Origin of the sequence: Paenibacillus sp. FSL R7-0273 (assembly GCF_000758625.1) — a bacterium.
In the GTDB taxonomy this organism is placed as follows: domain Bacteria; phylum Bacillota; class Bacilli; order Paenibacillales; family Paenibacillaceae; genus Paenibacillus_AQ.
On sequence record NZ_CP009283.1, the window covers coordinates 6,993,546 to 7,012,028 of the forward strand.

General features: G+C 54.5%; 16 protein-coding genes and 1 riboswitch. Of the genes, 6 read left to right on the top strand and 10 right to left on the bottom strand.

The annotated features are described in order from the left end of the window. Positions 1-95 precede the first annotated feature (95 nt). The 5 genes from R70723_RS30050 to R70723_RS30070 all read right to left on the bottom strand — a co-directional run bounded on the left by R70723_RS30050 (position 96) and on the right by R70723_RS30070 (position 4,269). Positions 96-914: an AAA family ATPase gene (locus R70723_RS30050; protein ID WP_039877777.1), complete on the bottom strand. Its 819-nt coding sequence runs from the start codon at positions 912-914 to the stop codon at positions 96-98. A gap of 749 nt (positions 915-1,663) precedes the next feature. Continuing rightward, positions 1,664-2,278, bottom strand: coding sequence for an alpha/beta hydrolase (locus tag R70723_RS30055; protein ID WP_039877779.1), 615 nt, complete (start codon positions 2,276-2,278; stop codon positions 1,664-1,666). Next, positions 2,275-3,225, bottom strand: coding sequence for a ring-cleaving dioxygenase (locus tag R70723_RS30060; protein WP_039877780.1), 951 nt, complete (start codon positions 3,223-3,225; stop codon positions 2,275-2,277). Before R70723_RS30060 ends, R70723_RS30055 begins: the two co-directional genes overlap by 4 nt. Before the next feature lie 27 nt (positions 3,226-3,252). Next, on the bottom strand, positions 3,253-3,654 hold the full coding sequence (locus R70723_RS30065) for a DoxX family protein (RefSeq protein ID WP_039877782.1): 402 nt from the start codon (positions 3,652-3,654) through the stop codon (positions 3,253-3,255). A gap of 144 nt (positions 3,655-3,798) precedes the next feature. Then, positions 3,799-4,269: a MarR family winged helix-turn-helix transcriptional regulator gene (locus R70723_RS30070; protein WP_081957528.1), complete on the bottom strand. Its 471-nt coding sequence runs from the start codon at positions 4,267-4,269 to the stop codon at positions 3,799-3,801. Positions 4,270-4,565: 296 nt separating this feature from the next. On the opposite strand from R70723_RS30070, the gene R70723_RS30075 reads away from it, so the two are divergent. The 4 genes from R70723_RS30075 to R70723_RS30090 all read left to right on the top strand — a co-directional run bounded on the left by R70723_RS30075 (position 4,566) and on the right by R70723_RS30090 (position 7,959). Next, positions 4,566-5,291 carry a futalosine hydrolase gene (locus tag R70723_RS30075; RefSeq protein WP_047171274.1) on the top strand — a complete coding sequence of 242 codons (726 nt, stop codon included), beginning with the start codon at positions 4,566-4,568 and terminating at the stop codon, positions 5,289-5,291. Positions 5,292-5,311: 20 nt separating this feature from the next. Continuing rightward, on the top strand, positions 5,312-6,157 hold the full coding sequence (locus tag R70723_RS30080; protein ID WP_039879490.1) for a 1,4-dihydroxy-6-naphtoate synthase: 846 nt from the start codon (positions 5,312-5,314) through the stop codon (positions 6,155-6,157). A 166-nt stretch (positions 6,158-6,323) separates the two neighbouring features. Beyond that, positions 6,324-7,145: a class I SAM-dependent methyltransferase gene (locus R70723_RS30085; RefSeq protein WP_039877784.1), complete on the top strand. Its 822-nt coding sequence runs from the start codon at positions 6,324-6,326 to the stop codon at positions 7,143-7,145. Between the two features lie 130 nt (positions 7,146-7,275). After that, the gene (locus R70723_RS30090) at positions 7,276-7,959 is read left to right on the top strand and encodes a DUF559 domain-containing protein (RefSeq protein WP_305954259.1); all 684 of its coding nucleotides are present in this window, start codon (positions 7,276-7,278) and stop codon (positions 7,957-7,959) included. Positions 7,960-9,914: 1,955 nt separating this feature from the next. On the opposite strand, the gene R70723_RS30100 is transcribed toward R70723_RS30090, so the two are convergent. The 4 genes from R70723_RS30100 to R70723_RS30115 are packed head-to-tail and all read right to left on the bottom strand — an operon-like array spanning position 9,915 to position 13,728. After that, positions 9,915-10,988, bottom strand: a complete 1,074-nt coding sequence (locus R70723_RS30100) for an ABC transporter substrate-binding protein (RefSeq protein ID WP_039877789.1) — start codon at positions 10,986-10,988, stop codon at positions 9,915-9,917. Continuing rightward, complete coding sequence (locus R70723_RS30105) at positions 10,985-11,812, bottom strand: ABC transporter permease (protein ID WP_039877792.1); 828 nt, start codon at positions 11,810-11,812, stop codon at positions 10,985-10,987. Before R70723_RS30105 ends, R70723_RS30100 begins: the two co-directional genes overlap by 4 nt. Continuing rightward, positions 11,802-12,614, bottom strand: a complete 813-nt coding sequence (locus R70723_RS30110) for an ABC transporter permease (protein WP_039877793.1) — start codon at positions 12,612-12,614, stop codon at positions 11,802-11,804. The genes R70723_RS30105 and R70723_RS30110 overlap by 11 nt, the downstream gene beginning before the upstream one ends. Next, positions 12,604-13,728, bottom strand: a complete 1,125-nt coding sequence (locus tag R70723_RS30115; RefSeq protein WP_179088106.1) for an ABC transporter ATP-binding protein — start codon at positions 13,726-13,728, stop codon at positions 12,604-12,606. Before R70723_RS30115 ends, R70723_RS30110 begins: the two co-directional genes overlap by 11 nt. 294 nt (positions 13,729-14,022) lie before the next feature. Here R70723_RS30115 and R70723_RS30120 point away from each other — a divergent pair, with 294 nt between their 5' ends. Together R70723_RS30120 and R70723_RS32470 are read left to right on the top strand one after the other, a co-directional pair. Beyond that, the gene (locus R70723_RS30120) at positions 14,023-15,123 is read left to right on the top strand and encodes an FUSC family protein (protein ID WP_039877795.1); all 1,101 of its coding nucleotides are present in this window, start codon (positions 14,023-14,025) and stop codon (positions 15,121-15,123) included. A gap of 244 nt (positions 15,124-15,367) precedes the next feature. Further along, positions 15,368-15,459, top strand: a riboswitch (cyclic di-GMP riboswitch). A 32-nt stretch (positions 15,460-15,491) separates the two neighbouring features. Further along, on the top strand, positions 15,492-17,372 hold the full coding sequence (locus R70723_RS32470; protein WP_063837777.1) for a flagellar assembly protein A: 1,881 nt from the start codon (positions 15,492-15,494) through the stop codon (positions 17,370-17,372). 109 nt (positions 17,373-17,481) lie between these two features. Here the strand turns inward: R70723_RS32470 and R70723_RS30135 are convergent, their stop codons facing one another. Continuing rightward, on the bottom strand, positions 17,482-18,402 hold the full coding sequence (locus R70723_RS30135; RefSeq protein ID WP_039877798.1) for a DMT family transporter: 921 nt from the start codon (positions 18,400-18,402) through the stop codon (positions 17,482-17,484). Positions 18,403-18,483: the final 81 nt, after the last annotated feature.

The window sequence follows — 18,483 nt, forward strand, 5'->3', positions numbered from 1 at the left end:
CTGCCTGCCACACAAAATCCGCAAAAAAGACCCTCGAGGGGGTCTTAGGGAAATTACACTGTATGTCATATCCTCCTGCCGGTTCTCACGAACGCTTATTTTACCCTGACGAGATTGTATTCACCGTAAGCTTCACGGATCAGGCCGTAATCCAATGCAGCATCTCCTATAATCGCCTTGCGTCTGGCCTTCAGCACCATTTGTTCGATATCGGCAAAGCTGCAGCCGGCCAGCAGCTCCGTTGTCTTCTCCGCCAGCCCGGGCGTATCCTGCTCACCGCTGAGCAGCAGACCGACATATTCCCGCCTGCCCTCCTCATCAGGAGCAGAGTATGTCATTCTTGTGTCAAAGCGCCGCCACACCGCCGGATCCAGCTCCTCCTCCAGATTCGTTGCGGCAATGAACACACTATCCCCGGCGAATTCATCGAGACACTGCAGCAGCGTATTCACGACACGGGCCATTTCCTTCACCTCATCCCCGGAGTCACGCATCCGCCCCAGCACATCAAACTCATCGAGAAACAGCACGCACGGCACCCCGGCAGCATAGTCAAAAACCTTCCGCACATTGCTGGCCGTCTCCCCTAAATGGCTGTGAATCACCGTATCCAGACGGACCAGCACCAGCGGCAGGTCCAACTGGCGGGCCAGGTGAAAGGCTGTCAGCGTTTTGCCCGTGCCGGGAGGGCCGAACATCACCAGCTTATTGGGCAGGGGCACGTCAGCCGCGGCAAACCGCTCCTTCATGCCGAGAATCGTAATGAATTCATCCACGATCTTACGGTTCTGTCTGCTCAGCACAATGTGCTTCGCCTTCCGTGCGCATTCCTTCGGCGTGTACACACTCGCCATATCAAGGCCTTTGGCCCGGGGCAGCCGGGCTTGGCTGTTGTTTTTTTTGCTGCTGTTCACTTTATAGTATGCTCCTTAGACTTACAGTCTGATTTTAATTTAATAGTAATTGTTACGATTAAAATCATAGCAGAGTCTTGGGCAAAATGCTACCGGGGGATGTTCATGCTCAGGTACGGGTCCAGAAAGAGGAGCAGCGGGACCGACCTTGCGGGTATGCCTATAGCAGGCTGGGGAAGTTGGAGGAGTGGGCTGAATGTGCTACGTTAGGGGAAAAATCCCCTTATTGGCGGCGGCCGTGGGCTAATTGTGCTCTGTTAGTGGGAAAAATCCCCTTATTGGCAGCGGCCGTGGGCTAAATATGCTCCGTTAGTGGGAAAAATACCCTTACTGGCAGCGGCCGTGGGCTAAATATGCTCCGTTAGTAGGAAAATTCCCCTTATTGGCGGCGGCCGTGGGCTAATTGTGCTCTGTTAGTGGGAAAAATCCCCTTATTGGCAGCGGCCGTGGGCTAATTGTGCTCCGTTAGTGGGAAAAATCCCCTTACTGGCAGCAGCGATGGGCTAATTGTGCTCTGTTAGTGGGAAAATTCCCTTTGGGGGCTTCGGTAGCGGGGTTACTCAGGCTTTTCATTCAAAGATCCCATATGCAAAAACCGCCCGCAGGAGCTCCCATGAGTCTCAAATCCTCATGTCGGCGGCCCCGCAGGCAGTTGTGTCATAAGCAATATGTTACTGGTGTTACTAGTGTTACTGGAACTACTGGTGCTGCACCGCAGCATTCTACGCAAGCATCCTGCTCACCCGAGCTTAGTTGCCCTTGCCCTGCTGCCCCAGCCAGCTTCTGGCTGCTTCGACCTCGGCTGTGCTCAGGCGGTGGCCCTGATTGCCCCAGTGGGTGGCAACCTCAGCCCCTGCTCCCTGCAGCAGCTGCTCCAGCTCCCGGGTCTCTTCAGCCCGGATCAGCGGGTCATTGGTGCCGGCGCCGATGAAGACTGCAGTGTCTGCAAGGGAAGGCAGGTCAAGCCCCCGCAGCGGAACCATCGGATGCAGCAGCACTGCGGAGCGGAAAACAGGCCCGTAGTGGAACAGCAGGCTGCCGGCGATATTGGCTCCGTTGGAGTAGCCGACTGCTACAAGCTTGCTGCTGTCAAAGCCGTACTGCTCCGCAGCGCTGTCCAGGAACTGCTTCACTTCATGGGTACGGAAGATGAGGTCCTCCTCATCGAATACCCCCTCGGCAAGCCGCCGGAAGTAGCGCGGCATTCCATTCTCCAGCACATTCCCGCGGATGCCCAGCACCGAAGAGCCGGGAGACAGCATCTCCGCCAGCGGAAGCAGATCGTGCTCATTGCCCCCCGTACCGTGGAATAAGACTAAAGTTGGCTGGCTGGCATCTGTACCTTTTTTAAAAATATGAATCATACCCGGTTCACCTCCACTTCACGGATCTCGAATGGACTCAGCTTCGCTTCAATTACCGCACGGTTTGGCTCAAACCACGCCGGCAGCATCAGCTTTTCACCCAGCTTATCAGCTTCCTCGTCCCGGGCAAAGCCCGGAGGATCGGTCGCAATCTCGAACAGGATGCCGCCCTCCTCGCGGAAGTAAATCGCATTAAAATACTGGCGGTCCTGCACCGGGGTCGGCTGATAGCCGTGGCGCTGCACGATATTCCCCCATTGAAGCTGCTCGGCATCATCCTTGGCACGCCAGGCGATATGATGCACGGTGCCTGTGCCTCCGCCGCCTTGCGGCACCGGGGTACTTTTCAGGTCAATAATGTTGCCGATGTCTGCGGAGGAACGGTAACGGATATAACCGTCGCCCTCGGCAATCTGCTCAAGGCCAAGCGTGCGGGTCAGCGTATCGGCTGTCCGTTCAGGATTGGTGCTGTAGAGCACAGCCCCGCCAAAGCCCTTAATCGCATGCCCGGCAGGCACACCCCCGAAGGACCAGGTGCTGAGTGCACCCTCCTCCCGTTCCACCAGCTCAATCCGCAGGCCGTCATAATCCGCGAACGAGAGATACGATTCCGCAATCCGCGTTACCTTGGTCACCGGGATCCGGTAATCAGCCAGCCGCTGCTCCCAAAAGCCGAGTGAGCCGGCCGGCACAGCATAGGTGGTTACTCCAACCTGGCCGCCGCCGATTCTGCCTTTGCGTCCGGTTGCCCAGGGGAAGAAGGTGATAATGGTACCCGGGGAGCCCTGCTCATCCCCGAAATAGAGATGGTAGACCTCAGGCACATCGAAATTAATCGTCTTTTTTACAAGTCTCAGTCCAAGAATTCCGGCATAAAAATCAGCGTTCTGCTGCGCATCCCTGACAAAAGCGGTAATATGGTGAATTCCAGCGGTTTGAAGTGTCATTATATCCAGCTCCTTATAGGTTAGTTTTTAGTTAAAAAAGAGTGCATCCAGCGAAATCGCCCCCGGCCCGGTTAACGCAACGGCTACTGCAACTACCAATACTGTCAGCGGAAACTCAATGCCGTTAGCGGTTGACCAGAATCCGTTCGGCGCATGAACCTTAATAATCGCACCGAGCATTGTAGCTGCAATCAGCACTGCCGCCACCGGGGTCAGCAGACCTGCTGCGAACATAATCCCGCCAGCCAGCTCCATGATTCCGGCTGCCACTGCCATTGCTACCCCAGGTTTAATACCGATCGATTCCATCCAGCCGCCCGTTCCTTTGGGACCGTATCCTCCGAACCAGCCAAACAGCTTTTGCGCACCATGCCCGATAAAAGCAACACCAATTACCAATCTAAGTAACAATAATCCTACACTAACCATATTAAACACGCTCCATTCTCTTCGATTTAATTATCTTAACCTTAAGATATATGATAAAAAATTTTTGCTTATCTCTTTTTATATAATCAGGGCTGCCCGGCAAAAGCTTTAATAAGACCGTTCCCCGTTAGAGGCTTGATCCTTCTACACGCCTTTGCCAAGCTTTTTGAGCAGCTCCGTTGTCTGCCGCTTCTCCTCCTCGTTAAGCCCGCCCATCAGACCGTGAATGGAGGCAACATGCTTGGGAAAAATATCGTCAAACAGCTCGCGGCCCGCCTCCGTAATCTCGGCATAAGTCACCCGGCGGTCCTCATCACAGGGTACACGCTTCAAAAGCCCGCGCTTCTCCAGCTTGTCGATGTTATAGGTAATGCTCCCGCTGGTTACGAGAATCTTCTCGCCAATCTGCTGCAGCGGAATCCGTGTCCGGTGGTACAGTACCTCCAGCACCATAAATTCAGCCGATGCCAGGCCGTGGCTCTTCATATCCTTCACCGCGTGATCCATCAGGCTCTTATAGGCTTTGGATAACACAACGAACAGCTTCAGTGAGGCCGCCTGATCCAGGTCAGCAGTGCCGGTTGTACGGCTTATAAGTTCATTGTAATCGCTCATCATGTACACCTCCAATCTGTTCATGCTGCCAGCCGCCCGGAGGTCGATCACTCCAGCCCGCTTATCTTTAAGTTAATTATCTTTAAGTTGAGATAAATATAACCCATCTACTTCTTATTGTCAACAGCCTGCTGCAAAATAAAACAGACTCGTTTGACCTGCCTTTCAAAACGGCGTATCCTTTTGGAAACGGCAGTGATGTGCAGGCTGCTGCAGACCGGAGCCTGAAGCCCGCTGTACCTATACATTAAATAACCGGAAATTGCCCATACCTCTTATTTGCTTATTTCGCTTATATGGAAGGAGTCCTCTTTTTGAACAGATCTATTCAATCCCATTCCGGAACTGCCGCAGGCCAGGCAGCGGCAGGACAACCCCCTGCGCCGCGCGTGCTGATCGTGACGGCAGTCGAGGCTGAGCGCGAAGCGGTCCTGCGCGGCCTGGGCGGCAGCACCAGGTTCGAGGTCATTGCGGCGGGCGCCGGCACCGCCGCGGCAGCGGCCGGCACGGCCGCCGCCCTTGCAGCCGGTGCCTACGGCTGCGTCATCAGCGCCGGGATCGGCGGCGGGTTCCCCGGGCTGGCGCCCTTAGGGTCGCTGGCCGTCGCCAGCGAGATGATTGCCGCCGACCTCGGGGCCGAGACGCCGGAGGGCTTCCGCAGCGCTGCCGAGCTCGGCTTCGGCAGCAACACCGTGCCGGCGGCGCACGGCACGGCCCTGGCCCTTGCGGCCGCGCTTGCAGCGGCCGGCCTTACGGTCAGCACAGGTCCTGTGCTGACCGTATCGACGGCGACCGGCACCGCCGGAACGGCCGCCGCCCTTGCCGCGCGGCATCCCGGTGCCGTCGCGGAGGCGATGGAAGGCCACGGGGTCGCCGTGGCCGCCCAGCGGTTCGGGATCGCGGCGCTGGAGCTGCGCGCGATCTCGAACCCGGTCGGCCCGCGCGACCGGGCCGCGTGGCAAATCCCTGCAGCGCTGGACGCGCTAGCGGCAGCCGCCGCTATACTATTGGAGGTGCTGTAATGCCAGCAACAACAGATCAGTTGAACATTGCTTTTTCCCCATGTCCGAACGACACCTTTGTGTTCTACGCTCTGGCGCACGGGCTGGTGCCGGGCGCACCTAAGCTGAACGTGACCTTTGCGGATATTGATATTACCAACGGGCTGGCCGCCGACGGCACCGGACCCGAAGTGCTCAAAATCTCCTACGCCGCCCTCCCCTGGGTGCTCGACCGGTACAAGCTGCTGCCCTGCGGCGGCGCACTCGGCCGCGGCTGCGGCCCGCTGGTGCTCACAGCCGGAGGCCAGGGTACGATCCGCCGGCCGGAGGACCTGTCCGGCCGCCGCATAGCCGTACCGAGCGAACGCTCCACGGCTTATCTCCTGTTCCGGCTATGGGCCGCACAGCAGGTGCCGGGCGGTCCCGGCGAGATTGTCGTCATGCCGTTTGATGAGATCATGCCGGCAGTCCGGGACGGGCGGATTGATGCCGGACTTGTTATTCACGAAGCCCGCTTCACCTACAGCTCCTACGGCCTGAACCTGCTGACCGATCTCGGCAGCTGGTGGGAAGGCGATACCGGACTGCCAATTCCGCTGGGAGCAATCATTGCCCGGCGCGATCTTGATGACGAAGCCATTGCCGGCTGGATCAGAAGCTCGCTGCAGTTCGCCTGGGATCATCCTGCTGACAGCGGCTGCCGCGAATTTGTACTCAGCCATGCCCAGGAGTTATCGCCCGAGGTGGCCAAGTCGCATATCGACCTGTATGTAAACGGGTTCTCCATGGACCTCGGCGAGGAAGGCTATGCCGCGATCTCTGCCTTGCTGAACCGCGCAGCTGCCGAAGGGCTTGTACCTGCGGTTGCTCCGGAGCTGCTGCGTTAATCTGCAGCCAGCCTAATGCGCAGTCCGCAGATAAGCCTGTCTGCACTGCCTATCCGCACCGGTTACTGCACTATTTTGCAGTACCCTTTTGCAGAACCGGCTCATGTGCACCGCCTGATCTAACAGTCTTTAATTCATGTATTCATTATCGATAGGAGAGGATTTAATGATTCCTGCCGGCAACAGCAAGCAGAATATTGACCGTTTCTTAGGCTTTCAAAATGAATACGACCGTTACCGTCCGGAGGCTCCGCCAATTATAGTAAGCTTATTAAGCAATTATCTGGGCGGAAAGCCCTCCACCGTCGCCGACATCGGCTGCGGAACGGGATTATCCACGTTTCTCTGGAGGGACGCCGCAGATGCTGTAGTCGGCATTGAGCCCAATCCCGACATGCTCGGTAAGGCCATAGAGAAGCTGGAGCTGGACAGCAGCATACAGTCCGTTTCTTTTCAGCAAGGCTACTCCACCGAGCTGCCATTTGAGGCCGGCAGCGTCGACATCATCACCTGCTCACAGTCCTTTCACTGGATGGAGCCGTCCGGCACCCTGCAGGAGATTGCCCGTTGTCTGCGTCCCGGCGGTGTTTTTGCGGCTTACGACTGTGACTGGCCGCTGGTCCTGCAGGCCGATATCGAGAACAGATACAACCGCCTTATTACCTCCGCCGACAGTTTGCTGGCTGAGCTTCAGCCTGAGGGCGAACGCGCTCATAAATGGGACAAGGAAGGGCATCTGGCGCGAATTCAGGGCAGCGGCCGCTTTACCTTTGCCCGGGAGATTGTCTTCCATAATACCGAGGCCTGCGACGCAGCGCGCTATGTTGGTCTGATGCTCAGCCAGGGCGGGCTGCAAACCGTACTTAAGCTGGGGTCCACCCTGCTGAACGAGGGTATCGCCGATTTTACCGCTGCAGTCGAAGCCTATTTCAACGGCCGTACTCTGCCAGTCATGATCAGCTACCGGATGAGGCTCGGTATCAAATAATTCCTGTATTTATCCGCTTTATCCTTTCCAAAAGCTGCAAATTAGCTTATACTGACTGCAACGAGACGAAGAACGTCCCGGCTTAACCCTTTTTGGGGGAGCCGGGACGTTTTCTATTTATACGGGGAGAGTGAGCTTATTGTTATTTGAAGACGCACACCGGCAATTTATCGGGAACCATCTGGCTGAAAGGCCCTCAGGAGAGCGGCGGGGCCGGCTGGAACGGGGACATCAGCATGCGGAAATGCTGTTTCTGCGCAATGTGTGGTGGCCGCTGAGAGGCGATTTTTCCAAGCTGCATCCTGAATATGAGGTAACGGACTGGCGCGGCCGATCTTATTTTGCCGACTTCGCCTGGCTTCCCGGTTACATCAAGCTGCTCATCGAGATCAAGGGCTATGCATCCCATGTGCGTGACATGGACCGCGTTAAATACTGTAACGAGCTTAACCGCGAAACCTTTTTGCAGGCGATGGGGTACCGCGTTATCTCCTTTGCGTATGATGATGTCGATCAGCATCCCGAGCTATGCATGACCTTGCTCCAGATGTTCCTGGGCAGATATCAGACTACTGATGCTCCCGCCTCACGTCTGCAGCTTATGGAGCAGGAGACCCTCCGCCTCGCCATCCAGCTGACCGGAAGCATCCGCCCCCGGGACGTTGAGCAGCATTTCGACGTAAATTACAAATCTGCAGTCCGCACACTGCGCAGTCTCTGCGATAAAGGCTGGCTGCTCCCTTCCAGCAGAGGCAATCAGGAGCGGGTGGTCCGTTACGAGCTGGCCCATGGCGTTCTGGATTACTTTAACTAACCGGCTCACGTGGAGCAGACATCCATTAACACACTAGTTTAGGTACCGCATCACCCTCCACAGGGGAGCATTAAGTGTAAAAAGGTAATCTATTTTTCTGCTTTTTGCGATTTCTGGACAATTAGTTTGAAAAAAGCAACCTATTCCGGCTACTTCCCATCCTTCTTGCTTATACGGCTTGATTAGATGTACTTTTTCCAACTAATCTCTTCAGAGAGCTGTTTACTGGCTAATTAAGTGACCTTTTTCCAACTAATCCTTCTGCCCAGCTGACTGCCACTATCTAGATAGCGAAGTTTCATCGACATCACACCAGAGCCGGCTCCCGTGGAGCAGACATCCATTAACACACTACTTTCGGCACCGCATCACCCTCCACAGGAGAGCATTAAGTGTAAAAAGGTACTCTATTTTTCTGCTTTTTGCGATTTCTGGACAATTAGTTTGAAAAAAGCAATCTAATCCGGCTACTTTCCCTATTTCCAGCGTATTCGGCTAGAATAGATCCACTTTTTCCACCTAATCTCTTCAGAGTGCTGTTTACTGGCTATTTAAGTGACCTTTTTCCAACTAATCCTTCTACCCAGCTGACTGCCACTATCTAGATAGCGAAGTTCCATCAACATCACACCAGAGCCGGCTCACGTGGAGCGCACATCCATTAACACACTCCTTCGCGCCGCATCACCCTCCACAGGGGAGCATTAAGTGTAAAAAGGTAATCTATTTTTCTGCTTCTTGCGATTTCTGGACAATTAGTTTGAAAAAAGCAACCTAATCCGGCTACTTCCTCTCTTTCTGGCATTTACGGCCGGATTAGATGTACTTTTTCCAACTAATCTCTTCAGAGAGCTGTTTACTGGCTATTTAAGTGACCTTTTTCCAACTAATCCTTTTGCCCAGCTGACTGCCACTATCTAGATAGCGAAGTTCCATCAACATCACACCAGAGCCGGCTCACGTGGAGCGCACATCCATTAACACACTACCTTCGGCGCCGCATCACCCTCCACAGGGGAGCGCACACATCCATAACACTACTTTCGGCGCCGCATCACCCTCCACTGGGGAGCATTAAGTGTAAAAAGGTAATCTATTTTTCTGCTTTTTGCGATTTCTGGACAATTAGTTTGAAAAAAGCAACCTAATCCGGCTACTTCCTCTCTTTCTTGCTTATAAGGCTAGTTTAGATGTACTTTTTCCAACTAATCTCTTCAGAGAGCTGTTTACTGGCTATTTAAGTGACCTTTTTCCAACTAATCCTTCTGCCCAGCTGACTGCCACTATCTAGATAGCGAGGCTTCAACAACATCACAATCATCCGGCTCACGTGGAGCACACATTCTTTAACACACTACTTTCGGCGCCGCATCACCCTCCACTGGGGAGCATTAAGTGTAAAAAGGTAATCTATTTTTCTGCTTTTTGCGATTTTTGGACAATTAGTTTGAAAAAAGCAACCTAATCCGGCTACTTTCCATCTTTCTTGCTTATACGGCTAGATTAGATGTACTTTTTCCAACTAATCTCTTCAGAGAGCTGTTTACTGGCTAATTAAGTGAACTTTTTCCAACTAAATAAGCAATGGGAGGGAGGGGATACGGGGGTACGGGGTATGGGCTTCCAGGCTTCCGGGCTTCCAGGTTTCCAGGTTTCCAGGTTTCCAGGTTTCCAGGTTTCCAGGTTTCCAGGTTTCCAGGCTTCCAGGCTTCCAGGCTTCCGGGCTTCCGGGCTTCCAGGCTTCCAGGCTTCCAGGCTTCCGGGCTTCCGGGCTTCCGGGCTTCCGGGCTTCCGGGCTTCCGGGCTTCCGGGCTTCCGGGCTTCCGGGCTTCCGGGCTTCCGGGCTTCCGGGCTTCCGGGCTTCCGGGGTTCCCCCCCCAGCTCCCAGTCCCGCCTACCCAAAACAGGCGCCCAACCGCGGTTATACCGCGATCAGGCGCCTGTTGATCCAGTCCTTATTTCTTGTTCATCTTAAACTTCAGGAACAGCTCGTTGTAATGGGCGAGCATTCGCTTGCCGAGGTTGTCGTAGACCTCCAGGCGGTCGGTGATTTCGGCGGGCGGGTAGAAGCGTTCGTCGCCGGAGATGTCCTCCGGCAGCAGTGCCAGTCCGGGAACGTTCGGGGTGGAATACCCCACGTATTCGGCGTTCTGGGCAGCGACCTCAGGCCGGAGCATGAAGTCGATGAACTGGTGCGCCCCCTCTACATTGGCTGCCGTCTTCGGAATGACCATGTTGTCGAACCATTTGTTCGACCCTTCCTCAGGGACTACATAATCAAGCTTGTCGTTCTCATCCATAATCTCTGAGGCATCGCCGGACCAGACGATTCCGGCAGCTGCTTCTTCATTGGCGAGCAGCATCTTGATCTCGTCACCGACGATCGCCTTCACGTTAGGCGAGAGCTTGTTCAGCTTGGACAGCGCCTCCTGCAGGTGCGTCTCGTCGGTATCGTTGACCGAGTAGTGCATACTGTTCAGCGCCATGCCCATGACCTCACGTGCTCCGTCCAGCAGGAAAATATCATTATGCAGCCTGCTGTCCCACAGGGAATTCCAGCTGCTGAAATCAATATCCCCGGTCAGATCAGGGTTGAAGATAATACCTACCGTTCCCCAGAAATACGGCACAGAGTACACGTTGCCCGGGTCGAAGGACAAGTCCATGAACCGGGAATCGATGTTGGCCAGATTCGGGATCAGGCTGTGATCTAGCGGCAGCAGCAGATTCTCCTCGCGCATCTTGGCGATGGCATAGTCGGATGGGATTACCACATCGAAGACCGTTCCGCCCTGCTCCACCTTGGTCAGCATCGCTTCATTGGAATCAAAGGTCTGGTAAATGACCGTGATTCCCGTCTCCTCCTGGAACTGCTCCAGCAGCTCAGGATCCACATAATCGCCCCAGTTGTAAATCGTCAGCGTATTCCCCCCGGTATATCCTTCCGCCGAGTTCAGGCGCGAGGCCAGGAACATCAGGCCGAAGGCAACCAGCAGAATCGCCAGAAAAGCATTTACCAGCTGCTTCATCTCGGCACCCCCGCTTCCGCCACAGGCTCCGCTACAGCAGCGGCCGGCTTGCTCTTACGCTGGTTCAGGAAGTAGTAGCCGATAACCAGCAGAATGGTAAAGAGGAAAATCAGGGTCGACAGCGCATTGATCGACAGCGATACCCCTTGCCGGGCCCGGGAATAGATTTCGACAGGGAGCGTAGCATAGCCGTTCCCTGTGACGAAGAACGTTACCGCAAAGTCATCCAGCGAATAGGTCAGCGCCATGAAGAATCCGCTGAAAATCCCCGGCTTAATGATTGGCAGAATCACTTTGGTCAGCACACTCATCCGGCTTGCCCCGAGGTCGCGGGCGGCATCGGTCAGCGTCGGGCTCATCTCCTGCAGATGCGGCAGAATCATCAGCACGGCAATCGGGATGCTGAACGCCACATGGGAGAGCAGCACCGAGGTGAAGCCGAGCTGAATGCCGGCAATCGTGAACAGGATCAGAAAGGAAGCCCCGATAATAACGTCCGGACTGACAATCAGGACATTATTCAGCGAAAGCAAAGCGTTCTTCGAGCGCCGTCTGCGGCTGCGGTGAATAGCTAATGCACCTATGACCGCAATAACAGTGGCGATGGATGAGGAGAGCAGCGCGATAACGAGCGTATTGATCACAATAATGATCAGGCGCGTATCCTGCACCACCTCCCGGTAGTGATCGAGCGTAAAGCCCTCGAACTTATGCATCGTCCCGCCGCTGTTGAACGAATAATACATTAGATAGAAAATCGGTGCGTACAGGACAACGAAGACCAGCACCAGATAGATATTGGCGAGACCGTTTTTATTTTTCATGCCGCACCCCTTTCCGCGAGCTGCCGGTCAGAAGCATGAACAGCGCCATAATGACAATCAGGAATACGGCAACGGTCGAGCCCATGCCCCAGTCCTGCGTAACGAGAAAATGCTGTTCAATGGCAGTGCCAAGCGTAATCACCCGGTTACCGGCGATGAGACGCGTAATCATAAACAGCGACAGCGCCGGAATGAATACCGCCATACAGCCGGAGCGCACCCCGGAGATTGTCAGCGGAAAAATAACCCGGCGGAACGTTGTCCACCCGGAGGCGCCGAGATCGCGGGCAGCGTCTACAAGTGACAGATTCAGCTCCTCGAGGGCACTGAAGATCGGCAGAATCATAAATGGAATGAAGATATACACCGATACAAACACAAAGCTGAAACCGGTGAACAAAATCTGCTGCTCCCCGATGCCCAGGACATCAAACAGGCTGTTAACCGGCCCGAAGGTGCCAAAAATACCGATGAACGCATACGTCTTCAGCAGCAGATTGATCCAGGTAGGCAGGATAATCAGCAGCAGCCACAGCTGCTTGTGCTTCGTGCGGGTCAGCAGATAAGCTGCAGGATACGCAACGAGCAGCGAGAACGCTGTGATCAGGAACGCATACCAGAAGGAGTTCAGCATCATTTTCATATATACCGGTGTAAAGAAGTTCACGTAATTATCCAGTGTAAGCTTCCCGTCCAGATCAAACAGGGAATAATAGATAATCAGCAGCACCGGTGCGATGACGAACAAGGCGATCCATAAGTAATAAGGGATGAGATAATACGACCGGCCCTTATTGGTCATGGCTCTCTACCTCGCCGTAAGCTTCCAGACGTCTGTCGAATTCTTCCTCCGTTTCGCCGAAGCGCATAACATGAATCGCTTCCGGGTCAAAATAAAGCCCGATCTCGCTGCCTACCTCCGCCTTACGGGTAGAGTGGACCAGCCATTCGTGGCCGGATTCATCGTAGCAGCTGATTTCATAATGCACGCCGCGGAACAGCTGGGAATCTACGCGCACCTTCAGCTTGCCCTGCTCCAGCGTGGAAATTTCCAGATCCTCCGGACGGATGACAATCTCCACTGCTTCATTCGGCCGCAGCCCGGCATCCAGACATTCAAACCGGTGGCCATTAAATTCCACCAGATAATCCTCGATCATAACACCCGGTACAATATTCGACTCCCCGATGAAGTCGGCAACGAAGCGGTTGATCGGCTCATCGTAGATATCGTTTGGTGTGCCGCTCTGCTCGATTTTTCCTTTGTTCATGACAAAGATCCAGTCCGACATCGCCAGCGCTTCCTCCTGGTCATGCGTGACAAAGATAAATGTAATTCCGAGCCGCTGCTGCATTTCCCGCAGGATATACTGCATTTCAGTACGCAGCTTCAGATCAAGCGCGGACAAAGGCTCGTCCAGCAGCAGCACCTGCGGCTCATTGACGATCGCACGGGCAATCGCCACCCGCTGTCTCTGGCCGCCGGACATTTCATTAATCGCACGCTGGTCATAGCCGACAAGGTTAACGAAGCGCAGCGCTTCCTGAACCTTTTGCGTAATTACATCCTTTTTGAGCTTCTTAATCCGCAGTCCAAAGGCCACATTCTCGAACACGTTCAGATGCGGAAACAGGGCATAGTCCTGAAATACAGTATTAACCTGCCGCTCGTTGGCGGGAATGTGGTTGATCATTTTACCGTTCAGATAAATGGAGCCTTCGGTCGGCTCGGCAAAGCCGGCGATCAGACGCAGAATAGTGGTCTTGCCGCAGCCCGACGGGCCCAGCAGTGTATAGAATTTGCCGCGTTCGATTTCGAAGCTGACGCCTTTTAACACGGCCTCCTCATCATCATACTGCTTAGTAACCTGGTCAAAAGAAATAATAGTGCCTTCCGGGGTAGCTATAGCTAACAACCTCCTTACCTTATGTAATACAACCTATTTTACCCTCATCTCACAGGGCGCAATCGGCGTCCTCCGGCGAAGCTCCGCCCGCACCGACAATTCCGCCCCTGCTTCGACAACATTTCATATTATATAGCATATCGGATGAATCCCATATATGCGATAACGTACATTGTAAAAACTCAGCCGTAAACTTAACAAGTTCGTAAAATATAGCGCCTGCACGCCCGGCCTGAGATGCTATAATGAAAGCGGCTGAAAACAGCCTGCAAATTTCTCTTTTTACGAAAGAAGATGACTGAGATGAACGAGGGGTTACAAGACCGCCTTGAAAAATTCGGATTATCCCTATATATGATACGGATTACACTGGCTGCCTCCCTGTCCTGGCTGGCTGTCCATGGCCTGTACGGCGACGAGTATTTATACTTCGCACCGCTGGCCGCCATTCTGATTACACAGGGCACAGTCAAAGCCTCACTGGAAAAGGGCTGCTACCGGCTGCTCGGCATTGTGCTTGGCGGAGCGGTGAGCCTGATCGTGGGCCGCTTCCTGGACATTGGCATCGTCTCGCTTCTGCTGATCCTGCTGCTCGGCATCGGTATTGCGACCGCCTGCCGGATTAATGTTCAGGCCGTTTCCCAGGTCGGGGTAACGTCAGTGCTCGCGCTTACCTTTTACCATGATCAGTATGTTGTATGGAGATTAGCCGAGACTCTGATCGGGGTATTAATTGCCCTGCTGATTAATATGATTATTGTTCCTCCCAAAGGCTTCGCCAAGGTAAAGGGCCTGGCCCTCGAAGGCAGCCTGCTGCTCGCTGATTCGCTCAGCGGACTCGCTGCAGGACGCAGAACCGGGGAACCGGCCGGTGACACGCTGAAGCGCTCTGCGGGACTGCTGGCAAAGAGCAGCAGCCTGCAGAAGGAGCTGCTGTACACTCTGTCGCATTATCCCTGCCGCAACGAGATGAACGGGCTGGCCAAGGCTACTGCACATCTGCAGAAGGTTCACTTTTATGTCCAGGAGATTGCCGAAGAGCTCTCCCTGCTGCCTGCACATTATGCCGCTGCCGACCGGATGAACGAGGTTATGGCAGCTACCGCCGACTGCATCGCCCTGTACGGGGCCAAGGTGCTGTCAGACGCTGAAGCCGGACGCCCGCTTCCGGAATGCCTGCAGGAGGCCCGGGAGCTTCAGCTGTCCTGGTTCTCGGAGCTGCAGGGGCACTGTCCACTTACAGCAATCCGCGATCTGGGCGCTGTATTCTCCCATTTGAACCGGGTACTGGATGTTATTGAACAAGCCGGTTATGTCGCTGTTTCTGCCAGCCCCCTGCCGGCGAGAAGCAAGGCTGCCAGCAGCCTCCCCCTTGTCAACAAAAAACTCTCCCACAAGCTGTAAGCCGGGGAGAGTTTTTTGTTGTGTCCCGGTATCTATTGGAGATAAAGCCCCACGGTCTGCTATTACACCCTACTCCGGCTGTGATTTTTAGACAAATTTACAGTTGATAACCCGCTGCACAAGTATTAGAATTAAGTTTATTTGCAGCAACCTCTAAAATTCAGTACTATAGTACCAGTAATAAATTCTTCTCTGTCGAGCGTGGTCGAATAAAGGACCTCATACTGAATGTTTATCATGGTCTCATGTATAAGGGCAAACTGTCCGAAAGGGCAGGACGCAAAGCAATGGGCCTAAGGATGCGTGCTCCGCATTTATGGCTGCCAGGCTGCCGGTTTCTGATAATCGAAAAAAGCGAGGTTATAACTATGCCGCACCACACTCTTGATCAGCCACGGCATGCGTTCAGCGCCGTACCTGCCTTCAGTGCCTCTGATCCTGCATCCTCCTCCTTCACCTCCAGGCAGCCAAGCGGAGCCGCCGGGCAAGAGGAGAAGAACGGGCGAATTATTGTGCAGAATGATCAGATATTTATCACTCCCCCTTTACCGGGCGGTAAAGCTGCCGTCATCTCTGCCATTCACCCTGTTGTCCTCAGAATTAACCGGATTAAAGCAACCGAGCCAGCCGCGGTTACTCCAGCTGACCAGCTGAGCTGGGAGATCAGCGAGAAGCCGCAGTATCAGATTACCGTATCCGAGGACGGGCTAAGCGCATATTTTACCCTTTACCGTGTAGAGAAATATGCCTGGAAGCTGGTCAATTGCCCCGCCTCGGCTGAGGTCTGTGTCCGGGCTGAACCGAACTATAACCTGCTGCTCTCGAAGCTGACCGTTAATCAGATTGTAGCCGACTTCTCCAAAAGCTATTTCATGCCGAATCTGAATATCCCTGCCTTATACGCAGAGCTGAATAACCCGACCTATCTGCCGGTCTGTATCGCTATGGGTAAAGCTCCGCTGCCGGGAAGAAACGGCCGGCTTGAGCCTGTGGCCCGGCTCTCTTTAAATGAGGCCTCCGGCACAAGCGGAGCAGACTGTCCGGAGCCTGATGCAGATTGTCCCGCAGCCGCAGTCTTCCAGGTCCGGACAGGCGAAATATTGGCCCGCAAGCTGCCTCCGCAGGAAGGAATGCCCGGCTACGATGTGTTCGGCGGTGTTCTCCCGCCCCTGCAGCCGGAGGATATCACCCTTCTCCCCTCCGATTGCTTCTCTCTGCTTCCGGGCGGGGATATTGTAGCGAACCGCGAGGGCCGCCCGCGGTTTACAGGCTGGGACACTCCGGCTATGCGGATTGATTTTCCGGACACTCACGTTATATCGGAAAGTACTACAACTGCTGACGGGACGCTTGTTTTTGCTGGAGATATCATTGCGCCGCAGGGAATCAGTGAGCATTCCACTATAGAAGCATTAGGAAACATATACATAACGGGCGACGTCCGCCATGCCGTCATTGCCGCCACCGGCAGCATAGTCATCCGCGGCAAGGTTACGGACAGCCATATTTACTGCGGTGACTGCGGGGCAAGACAGCACCGGCTGTACCAGTCCCCCGATCAGCTGATAGCAGAGCTTAATCTGCTCAGGAGTGCCGCACGGATGCTGGAGGAGAATCTCCGCTCCCGGCAGCAGCCGGTGAAATACGGTCTGGTTGTGCTGCTCCTCCTGGAGGGCAAATATGCCCATCTTCCAGGCATGATACGCGGGCTGCAGGGGCTTCTTGCCGGCGACAGGCCGGCTGCTCCTGTGGATACCGGCCAGCTGAAGCATATGCTGGAGATATTCCTGCACTCCCGGCAGTTCACCGAATTTATTAACGATGATATAATCGGAACTTTTCTGGATTTGCTGGAGGAGCTGCGGGATGGAGTATTCCATATGCATGAAGGAAATGTGCGGATTGATATTTCCGGGGCAGAGGACAGTCTGCTCCAGTCGGGAGGCAGCCTCTATATTCACGGGGAAAGCGCTGCAGGCAGCACCCTGCTGGCAGCGGGTAATGTCGGATTTCTCATGGCGCAGTCGGTATGCTGCGGCTCCAAGGTAGAGGCCGGCCAATCCATCACCCTGCAGCTGGCCGAGTCCTTCGGCGGGGAGAAAACGCAGCTGACAGCCGGGCTTAAGGTCACTGCCCGGCAAATCTCGGGCACCAGCATCCACATTGGCGGCTATACCGCAGAAATTGATGAACCGGCGGAGGCGGGCGTATTTACCGCCCAGAGCCTGCGGTTAAGAAATCAGAGCTAATAAGAGAGGAGCCTGCAGAATGCCCCGGAGGGCAGCCTGCAGGCTCCTTTGTTTATTAATAAGGACCGTGGTCCCGTAAGACCACACTTTGCTGAGTTATTTAGTTACGTTATCCTGCGGTTTGGTGCAGCTCTTCCCCGCCTGCCGGCCGCTTTCTCCTGCCGCGCCCCAGCTTCACATTCACCAGAAGGATACTGCTGACGATAAGCAGCATGCCTGCGATCAGGTTGAGCGTAACATGCTCATGCAGGATCAGCACGCTTGAGCCGATTGAAATCAGCGGAATCAGAAAGGTATACGAGCCTACCTTTCCCGCCTCTCCTTCATTAATGAGTTTAAAGTAAACCATCCAGCCGAGTGCGATAACGAATACGGCGATAAACAGCGTATTTACAATAAAGGCGCTGCTCCAGGTAATTGCCGACCAGCTCTCTGTAACCGATCCGGCAGCCAGCAGGATCAGTCCCCCGAGCATAATCTGCATGGCAGTCAGCCACAGCATATCCACCCGGGCAGCATTCCGTTTCATATACACGGTACCGAGGGCCCAGCACAGTGCGCTGGCCAGTGCCAGCAGCACCCCGGCTGCCGAGATGCTGCCGGTAAATCCGCCGATGCTAAGCGCTGCTACCCCGGAGAAGCCAAGCAGCAGGCCGAATATTTTCAGCCCATACATGCTCTCACCCAGCCAGATCCAGGCGAAGATGCCCAGCAGTACAGGCTGCAGAAAGACTATGGCCGAGAACAGGCCGGAGGGAACATATTGCAGGCCAATGGTCTGGAATCCGTAATAAAAGACAATGCTGAGCACAGCTGAAGCCAGATAGACGGGCCACAGCCGCCGGAACTCAAGCTGCCTCCATCTGGGCAGTGCGGCTATAATCAGGATGACCCCGGCAATTACGGTACGGATACCGGCGAACAGCAGCGGCGGCGCATAGGTTAAGGCGATTTTGGACAGCGGCCAGTTGATGCCCCAGACGATCACCAGAAAAGTAAGCAGTATAACTGTTTTATTGCGTTGCGGCATTGCGTTCACCTCTTGTTTCTTAGTCAATCCAAATGATACAATATCCGTATTCATAATTGAAATGCATTATAATCATGAGGG